The organism is Propylenella binzhouense (assembly GCF_009866965.1).
Taxonomy (GTDB): Bacteria; Pseudomonadota; Alphaproteobacteria; order Rhizobiales; family Afifellaceae; genus Propylenella; species Propylenella binzhouense.
In genome coordinates this window covers 1-8,396 of the sequence record NZ_SPKJ01000136.1, presented here as the reverse complement: position 1 = coordinate 8,396, position 8,396 = coordinate 1, and the positions used below count along the sequence as shown (strand labels likewise).

The window sequence follows — 8,396 nt, the reverse complement described above, 5'->3', positions numbered from 1 at the left end:
GCCGTGCGGCCGGCCGGCCGCGACGCCCTCGGCGCGCTGCTGCGCGCGCCGCCGGACGCGCCCCCGGTCGAATGGCGGATCGCCGACGCGCCCGTCCCCTATGCGGAGGCGGTCGCCTTCATGGAGGCGCGGGTCGCGGCGATCCGCGCCGGGGAGGCGGACGAACTCGTCTGGCTGGTCGAGCATCCGCCGCTCTATACCGCCGGCACCAGCGCCGATCCGGCCGACCTTCTCGCGCCCGAAAGGTTCCCCGTCTTCAGGAGCGGGCGCGGCGGCGAATACACCTATCACGGCCCCGGCCAGCGCGTGGCCTATGTCATGCTCGATCTCGCCCGCCGGCGCACCGACCTCCGCGCCTATGTCGCCGCGCTCGAGGCCTGGCTGATCGCCGCGCTCGCCGCCTTCAACGTCACGGGCGAGCGGCGGGAGGACCGCGTCGGCGTCTGGGTGCGCCGGCCGGAGAAGCCGCCGCTTGCCGGCGGCGCCGCGGCCGAGGACAAGATTGCCGCGATTGGGGTCCGCGTCCGCCGCTGGGTGACCTTCCACGGCGTCGCGCTCAACGTCGAGCCGGATCTCGATCATTTCGCCGGGATCGTGCCGTGCGGGATAACGGGCTACGGCGTCACCAGCCTCGCCGATCTCGGCATCCCCGCCGCGATGCCGGAGGTGGACGGGGCGCTCCGCGCGGCCTTCGAGACGATCTTCGGACCGACCGCCCGCGCCTGACGGGCATCGTCCACCGAGGCGGCCGCGACGCGGGTATCAGGCCGATGCCGCGCCGGCACCGGGCGGGTGCATGGCCGGCACCGTGGCCGGCCCGCGCCTCATTCGGCCGGCAGGATCGCCCAGTCCTTGCCGCCCTTGTGCACGAACAGGAATCTCTGCTCGAGCGCGGGATCGTCGCTCTTCGGCACGAGCCGCACGACCACCGTGATCCTCTTGAGGTTTTCGCCGATTCCCTTCTCGCCGACCGCCTCCAGGAAGGCCTGCTGCGCGGCCGAGCGCGCTTCGAAGAAGGTGAGCGGCCGCTCCTCCGGCGTCAGCAGGACGCGGACATGCCCGCTCTCCGGACCGCCCTCCGGCACGAACCGGAGCTGGACGTTCACCGCATTGTCGAGGATCCGCGTTTGTGTCGCTGCGGCAAGGACTTGCGGCTCTTCGTTCAGAGGCGCCGGAGTGGCATTCGCGCCGGCCGCGACGCCGGCCGCGGCCGCGCCCGCGATAAGAATGCGGATCCTGGACATGACGCACCCCGCTCGGTTTGCGGGGGCATCATAGCTTAACAGGCGGTTAAGGTGCGAATCGGCGCTTAACGATTCGTTAATATGGTAAACGCGCCGGGCTCCGGATGCTCCGCCTCGGAGACGCCGATGCGGAGGACGACCGAGCCGGGCGGGCCGCGCCGGCACAGCGCGACCATCTCCTCGACCAGTTCCTCGGGGCCGGAAAACAGAGCGGAGACAGTCCCGTCCGGCTCGTTCCTCACCCATCCTGCGAGGCTGAGCCGGGCCGCCTGGCGGCGCGTCCAGGCGCGGAAGCCGACGCCCTGCACCCGCCCCTCGATCCTGACGGCGACGCTGCGCATCTCATTCGAACTCCATGATCACCGCGTCGACCGCGAGGCTCTCGCCCGGCCGGGCGCGGATCGCCTTCACCACCACCTCGCGCTCGGCCCGCAGCACGTTCTCCATCTTCATCGCCTCCACGGTCGCAAGCGCCTCGCCCGGCTCGACCTTCTGGCCCTCCGCGACGGCGATGGAGACGACGAGCCCCGGCATCGGGCAGAGCAGCACCCGGGACGTATCGGCCGCCGCCTTTTCCGGCATCAGCGCCTGCAGCCGGCCGGCCGTGGGGCTGACGAGACGCGCGGAGACGCTCCGCCCCCGCCGCGCGATCTCGAGGAGCGTGCCGCGCCTCGCCACCTGGGCGGTGACCGGCTCGCCGCCGATCAGGCCGCGCCAGACCCGCTCGCCGGGGCGCCAGCCGCTCGCCACCGCGACCAAGGCGGCGCCGTCCACGGAAATCGACAGCTCGCCAGGGCCGCCGGCATGGATCGTGAGCGGCACCACCTTCCGGTCGATCATGGCGCACCACGCCTCCCCCGGCGGTCCCGCCGGCGCGAGGCGGCCGTCGGCGCGGCTCCGGCGGCGGCGCTCCTCGATCTCGATGCTCGCCGCGATCAGGGCGAAGGTACGGTCGCCTGCGGAATCCTCTCCCACCCCCTGGAAGCCGTCGGGATATTCCTCGGCGATGAAGGCGGTGGAAAGCCGGCCCTCGCGCCAGCGCGGATGCGTCATCAGCGCGGAGAGGAAGGGTATGTTGTGGCGGATGCCGTCGACCGTGAAGGCGTCGAGCGCCTCCGCCATGGCGTCGGTCGCCTCGCCGCGCGTCGGCGCATGCGTGCAGAGCTTGGCGATCATCGGATCGTAAAAGAGCGAGATTTCGGCGCCCTCGTAGACGCCGGTGTCGTTGCGTACGGTCACGCCGCCTTGGCTGCCCTCTTCCGGCGGCCGGTAATGCGTGAGCCGGCCGATGGAAGGCAGGAAGTTGCGGTAGGGATCCTCCGCATAGATCCGTGCCTCGATCGCCCAGCCGCGCGGGACGATGTCGGCCTGCGCGAGCGCGAGGGTCTCTCCCGCCGCGATGCGGATCATCTGCTCGACGAGATCGATGCCGGTGACGAGCTCCGTGACCGGATGCTCCACCTGCAGGCGCGTGTTCATCTCCAGGAAGTAGAAGTTGCGGTCGCGGTCGACGATGAACTCGACCGTCCCGGCGCTCCGGTATCCGACCGCCCTGGCGAGCGCCAGGGCCTGCTCGCCCATGGCCGCGCGGGTGCCGGCATCGAGGAAGGCGGACGGCGCCTCCTCGACGACCTTCTGGTTCCGGCGCTGGATCGAGCATTCGCGCTCCAGGAGATGGACGGCATTTCCGTGCCCGTCCGCGAGGACCTGGATTTCGATGTGGCGCGGCTCCTCGATGAACTTCTCGATGAAGACCCGGTCGTCGCCGAACGACGAGCGCGCCTCCGAGCGCGCGAGCTGGAACCCCTCGCTCACTTCGCGCGCGGAGCGGGCGATGCGCATGCCCTTGCCGCCCCCGCCCGCCGAGGCCTTGATCATGACAGGAAATCCGACCTCCTCGGCGATCCGGAGCGCCTCGTCGGCATCGGCGATCTCGCCGGGATAGCCCGGCACAATGCTGACGCCGGCCCGCTCGGCGAATCGCTTCGATTCGATCTTGTCGCCCATCGCCTCGATCGCGGCGGGCGGCGGCCCGATGAAGACGATGCCGGCCGCCTCGAGCGCACGCGCGAAGGCCGCGTTCTCCGAAAGGAAGCCGTAGCCGGGATGTACCGCGTCGGCGCCGGTCGCCCGGCACGCATCGAGGATGCGGTCGATCGAGAGATAGCTCCGGGCCGCCGGCGGCGGGCCGATCTCGACGGCCTCGTCGGCCATCTCGACATGGAGCGCGTTGCGGTCGGCCTCCGAACAGACCGCCACGGTTCTGATCCCCATGCGCCGCGCGGTCCTGATGATGCGGCAGGCGATCTCGCCGCGGTTCGCGATCAGTATCGTGTCGAACATCGGATGCGCTCCAGGCCTTGGAATGGCATAGGCGCGGCAGGATGCGTCCGCAACAGGACCAAAGATCCGGCCGGACGCCCGCCTGCCCCGCTAGTCCGGCCTCGGCGCGCTCCCCAGGGCGGCCTCCTCGCAGACGATCCGGGCCCAGAGGATTGCCGCGTTCGCGACGGTGAAGAGCGCCGCATAGAGGACGAGGCCGAAGATCAGCGGAACCACGGCGATCTCGGCGGCGACGATCAGGTAGTTCGGGTGCCGCAGCCAGCGATAGGGCCCTTCGCGCACGAGCCTCTCGCCGGGTACCACGATCACCCGCGTCGTCCAGCGCCGCCCGAGCGCGCGGAGGACCCAGAACCGGAACGCCTGGAGGAGCACCAGGACGGCCACCAGGACCAGGGAAACGGGCCGGCCCCATGCGAGCATCCAGAGGCCCGCGAGCCAGAGCGCATGGAGGGAGACGATGAACGGATATTGCCGGGCGCAGTGCTCCCGCCCGCCCTCGGCGAGGAGGCGCCGCGTATTCGCCCGCGCATAGGCGAGCTCCCCGATCCGCTGCACCGTCAGGAGCGCCAGGATCGCGGCCGCGAAGGCGTCGGCCTGCATCAGGCCGAGAAGCCGACGAAGCTCGCGGTGAAGCCCGGACCGAGCGCAACCAGGAGCCCGGGCCCGCCACGCATTTCGGCGAGAGCGCGCTCCAGCACGAAGAGGACGGTCGGCGCGGACATGTTCCCGAAGCGGCGGAGCACGTCCCGCTCGCAGCTCAGCGATCCCTGAGCGAGGCCGAACGTCCTTTCCAGCGCCTCGACCACCTTCGCGCCGCCGGGATGGAAGACGTAGTGCTCGATCTCCTCCAGACGCCGGCCGCCCGCCGCGAGAAAGGCCTCCGCGGCCGGCCGCAGCCGCTCGGTGACGAGATCGGGGATGGATTTCGAGAAGATCGCGCTGAAGCCCACGGGATCGACGTCCCAGCCCATCACGTCGAGCGTGTCCGGCCAGAGATGCTCGCCCGAACGCTCGAGCTGGAGAATGCCGCCCGCCCCGTCGCCGGCGCGCACGACGGCCGCCGCCGCTCCGTCCCCGAAAAGGGCGGTCGCCACGATGTTCGACTTGCTCGCCGCGTCGGACCGGAAGGCGAGCGTGCAGAGCTCGACCACCACGAGGAGCACGGTCGAGCCGGGCTCCGCGGCCGCCAGCCGCGTCGCGAGCGAAAGCCCGCTTGCGCCGCCGGCGCAGCCGAGGCCGAAGACCGGCACGCGCCGCACGTCCGGACGCAGGCCGAGCGTCCCGTGGACGCGCGCTTCGAGCGAAGGGGTCGCGATGCCCGTCGAGCTGACGGTCACGACCGTGTCGACCGCGCCCGGGTCGATCCCGGATTGCGCCAGGGCGGCCCCGGCGGCCCGCAGGAAGAGATCGCTCGCACCCTCCAGGTACGCGCTGCTCCGGCTCGCCCAGTCCTGGCTGCCGCGGAACCACGGGAAATCGCGGGCGGAATAGCGGCACGAAATGCCGGTGTTCCGGAAGATCGCCCCGCATTGCGCGGCCTGCACCGCGGTCAGGCCGAAGCGGTCGATCGCCTCCAGGAGCACCCGTTCCTGGTCGAGGGCATTGGGCGGAACGACGGTGGCAAGCCCGAGCAGGCGTGCTCCCTGCCCGGCTCCGGCGTCCGGGCGCGCATGCGCGCGAGCAGGTGCCGGTCCGGCATCGCCGTCACTACCCCTCCGCCCAAGCATCCCGGGTCGATCCTTCTCTCGGGGAAAGGAGGTAAGGCCTCGCATCGGGATAGGTTCCGAACGGGGCCACATGGTAGTCGAGCGGATGCGCGGTGGAAACGGGCCTGTTGACGTGTACGATCCGGCACGCCAGACGAGGGGCCCGGCCGATGCCGGGCATGCGGAGTGACGTCGGCCCCGCCAGGATGAAGCTGAAACACCGCATCCGGGATCTCCACTGGCGCCTCCGCGCGGCCGCGACGCCGGCGGCCGCCTGCAAGGACGCCCTGCGCCGGGTGATCGGCGAGAAGCGCCTGATCTTCTGCATCACGGCGGGCCGGTCGGGGACGGAGACGCTCTGCCGGCGCCTCGGCGAGGTCCCGTCCGTGGGGGCCTTCCACGAGCCGCACCCCGATTTCGTGCTCGCCATGCGGGCGGCGCAATCGCGACCACAAAGGGCGGCCGACTTCCTGCTGAAGCTGAAGATTCCGGCGATCGCATCGTGCCCGAGGCCCGTCTACGCCGAGACGAGCCATCTCTTCGGGAAGGGGTTCCTGGAGCCTGCGCTCGCGCTCGGCCTCCGTCCCGACCTCATCATGCTGAGGCGGGACGTCCGGCAGATCGCGCTCTCCTACCTCCGGCTCGGCACGGTCCCGGCCCGAACGCCGATGGGCCGCCGCTATCTGCTCGCTCCGGACGACAGGGTCTTCCTCCGGCTCGAGCATTGGCGCGAGCTCTCCGACTACCAGCTTCTCTACTGGTATGCGCTCGAGACCGGGGCGCGGCAGGAGGCCTATGCCCAGCTCGCGACCGGGCTCGGCTGCCGTGCGGTCTTCCTCGATGTCGGAAGCCTCGGCGAGCGCGGCGCGGCGCATGCCCTCGTACGAGCGCTCGACCTTCCGTCCGAGATCGGAACGCCGGCCGCCGAAGCGGCACCCATCGCCCGCCACAACCAGAAGCCCGGAAAGGCGCTCGGCACGCTGCCGGACCCGGAGAAGCTCGACGCGCTCGAGGCCGCCGTCATCGATCGCCTCGTGCCCTCGCCGCTCAGTTCGTCTCCCGCTTCTCCCTGGCGATGAGCCATACGTTCCGAACGTAGATCAGGAGCCCGAGCGCCTGGCCCGCAATGAAGACCGGATCCTGTCTCTGGATCGCATAGACCAGCAGAAGGAAGCCGCCGCCGAGCGAGAAGAACCAGAACGCGACCGGAATGACCGACCGCCGCGCCCGTTCGCTCGCGATCCACTGCACCAGGAACCGCATCATGAAGAGGAACTGCGCGACGAAGCCCAGCAGCACCCAGAAATCGAACTGGGCGACGAAGACGTCGTGAAGCCACTGCAGCAGGTCAGACATCGAGCGAAACCTCTTCGGACGCCGGGCGGACCCTGAGCCGCTTCGTCAGCCACCACACGCCGAAGAGATCCGCGATCCCGACCCACAGGCGGTCGAAGATGCCGTACTTCGACTGGCCGTGCCGGCGCGGCCGGTCCACCACGTCGACGGTCGCGATGCCGTAGCCTTCGCGCAGGACGAGGGCGGGCAGGAAGCGGTGCCAGCCGTCGAAATAGGGCAGCCGCAGGAACACGCTCCGCCTGACCGCCTTCAGGCCGCAGCCGGTGTCGCGGGTGGAATCCTTCAGGAGGCCGCGGCGGACGGCATTCGCGAGCCGCGATCCGTGGCGCTTGGCGAAGCTCGCCTTGCGCCCGATCCGCTGGCCCGCCGCAAGGCCCATCTGGGAACCGCCGGCTTCGAGAGCGGCAAGGAGGGCCGGCATGAAGGCAGGATCGTTCTGGCCGTCCCCGTCGATCGTCAGCACGATCGCGCCGCGCGCCGCGTGGAGGCCGGTCCGCACGGCCGCGCTCTGCCCGGCGGAGCGATCGTGCCGGACGAGCCGGATGCCCGGATGCCGGGCGGCCGCCGCCCGCACGGCCTCCCCGGTCCCGTCGTCCGAGCCGTCGTCGACCACGACGATCTCGCGGCGGCGGCCGAGCAGCGCCTCCGCGATCTCGTCGATCAACGGACCGATATTGTCCCGCTCGTTCCGGCACGGCACGACCACCGTCACGTCGAGGGCGTCATCGTTCATCACAGGCGACCCGAAGCTCCCTTTCGGCGGATGAGCCCGCCTGTTTCGTCGAAGCCGAAGACGAGCCGCAGCCGGGCAAAGGCACGGGCGAGGAGCCATGCCACCAGCGCACCGAGAAGGCAACCGGCGAGGGCGTCCGTCGGATAATGCTGCCGCGTCGCAAGCCGGCTCGCCGCCAGCCAGAACCCAGCGCAGAGCCACAGCCACCGCCCCTTCGGGAAGAGCAAAGCGAGCGCGACGCCGAGAGCCATCGCCGTGGTGGCATGCCCCGACGGAAAGCCCGACCAGACCGGCTTCAACGCGAACGGGTCGAATGCATAGGGCCCGACGGTCTCGAACAGCCGCGGCCGCGCCCTCCCGAGCGCGTATTTGAGGATCACCGCGGCGAGCCCGGCGAGGGCGACGGACAGGAACACGTATCCGGCGGCAGCCGCCCTCACCGCCCGGCGCGCGCGGAGCCGTCCGCCGAGCATCGCCGCATCGCCGGCCATTGCCGCCAGGAAGAACCCGCCGGAAAGCACGAGGATCCAGTTGGCCTCGCCGAGCCAGGTGATCTCGGAAAAGAATGCCGTCAGCCATCCGGGCAGCGTGGCGTGCCAGGCATAGAGCCAGGGATCGGCGAGAAATGCCGTCAGGAGCAGGGCGGTGAGCGCAAGCGCCACGCCGTTCGCCACGCCCCAGCCGTCATAGGGCAGAATCGCGAAGCGGCGGTCGCGCCGCCGCGCGCGGGCGAATGCGCGGGACGCAGCAAGGTTCGCCGCGCCGCGCCGATAGATCCTGCGCGCGCCCTCGCGATAGGGGGCAAGCCGCGCTTCAACCCGGCTTCGCAACACGGTAGATCCCGATCGTCGCGCGACGCCCGCGGCTGTAATTGAAGCCCTCGACGGTTCCGACGCGCTCCGGCGCGATGCCGAGCGCCGCGGCGCGTGCCTCGAAGGCGGGCAGAGCGCGCCCCTCCACGGCCGCCACGCGGCAGCCCTCGCCGGCGAGCCAGTCCGCGGCCGCCTCGCCGCT

Annotated in this window: 10 protein-coding genes and 1 pseudogene; 2 read left to right on the top strand and 9 right to left on the bottom strand. The window is 71.0% G+C overall.

All coding sequences use genetic code 11. The features are described from left to right. Positions 1-3: 3 nt before the first annotated feature. A complete protein-coding gene (lipB, locus tag E4O86_RS21230) occupies positions 4-726 on the top strand; it encodes a lipoyl(octanoyl) transferase LipB (RefSeq protein WP_161142548.1) in 723 nt (240 codons plus the stop codon). A gap of 98 nt (positions 727-824) precedes the next feature. Here lipB and E4O86_RS21225 read toward each other — a convergent pair whose 3' ends face one another. From E4O86_RS21225 to E4O86_RS21205, 5 genes are all read right to left on the bottom strand, one after another. Beyond that, on the bottom strand, positions 825-1,106 hold the full coding sequence (locus E4O86_RS21225; protein WP_161142547.1) for a hypothetical protein: 282 nt from the start codon (positions 1,104-1,106) through the stop codon (positions 825-827). A gap of 203 nt (positions 1,107-1,309) precedes the next feature. After that, a complete protein-coding gene (locus E4O86_RS21220; RefSeq protein WP_161142546.1) occupies positions 1,310-1,585 on the bottom strand; it encodes an acylphosphatase in 276 nt (91 codons plus the stop codon). 1 nt (position 1,586) lies between these two features. Then, entirely contained in the window at positions 1,587-3,587 is a 2,001-nt protein-coding gene (locus E4O86_RS21215) for an acetyl-CoA carboxylase biotin carboxylase subunit (protein ID WP_161142545.1), read from the bottom strand. A 90-nt stretch (positions 3,588-3,677) separates the two neighbouring features. Continuing rightward, a complete protein-coding gene (locus E4O86_RS21210; RefSeq protein WP_161142544.1) occupies positions 3,678-4,187 on the bottom strand; it encodes an isoprenylcysteine carboxyl methyltransferase family protein in 510 nt (169 codons plus the stop codon). Further along, complete coding sequence (locus tag E4O86_RS21205; RefSeq protein WP_161142543.1) at positions 4,187-5,314, bottom strand: type III polyketide synthase; 1,128 nt, start codon at positions 5,312-5,314, stop codon at positions 4,187-4,189. Before E4O86_RS21205 ends, E4O86_RS21210 begins: the two co-directional genes overlap by 1 nt. A gap of 158 nt (positions 5,315-5,472) precedes the next feature. Here E4O86_RS21205 and E4O86_RS21200 point away from each other — a divergent pair, with 158 nt between their 5' ends. Then, complete coding sequence (locus E4O86_RS21200; protein WP_161142542.1) at positions 5,473-6,372, top strand: hypothetical protein; 900 nt, start codon at positions 5,473-5,475, stop codon at positions 6,370-6,372. Here E4O86_RS21200 and E4O86_RS21195 read toward each other — a convergent pair. The 4 genes and pseudogenes from E4O86_RS21195 to E4O86_RS21180 form a co-directional block, all read right to left on the bottom strand. Further along, a complete protein-coding gene (locus E4O86_RS21195) occupies positions 6,341-6,649 on the bottom strand; it encodes a lipid-A-disaccharide synthase N-terminal domain-containing protein (RefSeq protein ID WP_161142541.1) in 309 nt (102 codons plus the stop codon). The two genes, E4O86_RS21200 and E4O86_RS21195, sit on opposite strands and share 32 nt — an antisense overlap. Continuing rightward, positions 6,642-7,382, bottom strand: coding sequence for a glycosyltransferase family 2 protein (locus E4O86_RS21190; protein ID WP_161142540.1), 741 nt, complete (start codon positions 7,380-7,382; stop codon positions 6,642-6,644). Before E4O86_RS21190 ends, E4O86_RS21195 begins: the two co-directional genes overlap by 8 nt. Then, positions 7,382-8,212 (bottom strand): phosphatase PAP2 family protein, encoded by an 831-nt coding sequence (locus E4O86_RS21185; protein WP_161142539.1) that lies wholly within the window; start codon positions 8,210-8,212, stop codon positions 7,382-7,384. Before E4O86_RS21185 ends, E4O86_RS21190 begins: the two co-directional genes overlap by 1 nt. After that, a pseudogene (locus E4O86_RS21180) lies at positions 8,196-8,396 on the bottom strand (ArnT family glycosyltransferase); the annotation flags it as partial. The gene E4O86_RS21185 and the pseudogene E4O86_RS21180, both read right to left, overlap by 17 nt.

Excerpts from the sequence above, each read along its gene's own strand:
- E4O86_RS21220 (WP_161142546.1), bottom strand. The coding sequence starts at position 1,585 with ATGCGCAGCGTCGCCGTCAGGATCGAGGGGCGGGTGCAGGGCGTCGGC.
- E4O86_RS21215 (WP_161142545.1), bottom strand. The coding sequence starts at position 3,587 with ATGTTCGACACGATACTGATCGCGAACCGCGGCGAGATCGCCTGCCGC.
- E4O86_RS21210 (WP_161142544.1), bottom strand. The coding sequence starts at position 4,187 with ATGCAGGCCGACGCCTTCGCGGCCGCGATCCTGGCGCTCCTGACGGTG.
- E4O86_RS21205 (WP_161142543.1), bottom strand. The coding sequence starts at position 5,314 with ATGCTTGGGCGGAGGGGTAGTGACGGCGATGCCGGACCGGCACCTGCT.
- E4O86_RS21200 (WP_161142542.1), top strand. The coding sequence starts at position 5,473 with ATGCGGAGTGACGTCGGCCCCGCCAGGATGAAGCTGAAACACCGCATC.
- E4O86_RS21195 (WP_161142541.1), bottom strand. The coding sequence starts at position 6,649 with ATGTCTGACCTGCTGCAGTGGCTTCACGACGTCTTCGTCGCCCAGTTC.
- E4O86_RS21190 (WP_161142540.1), bottom strand. The coding sequence starts at position 7,382 with ATGAACGATGACGCCCTCGACGTGACGGTGGTCGTGCCGTGCCGGAAC.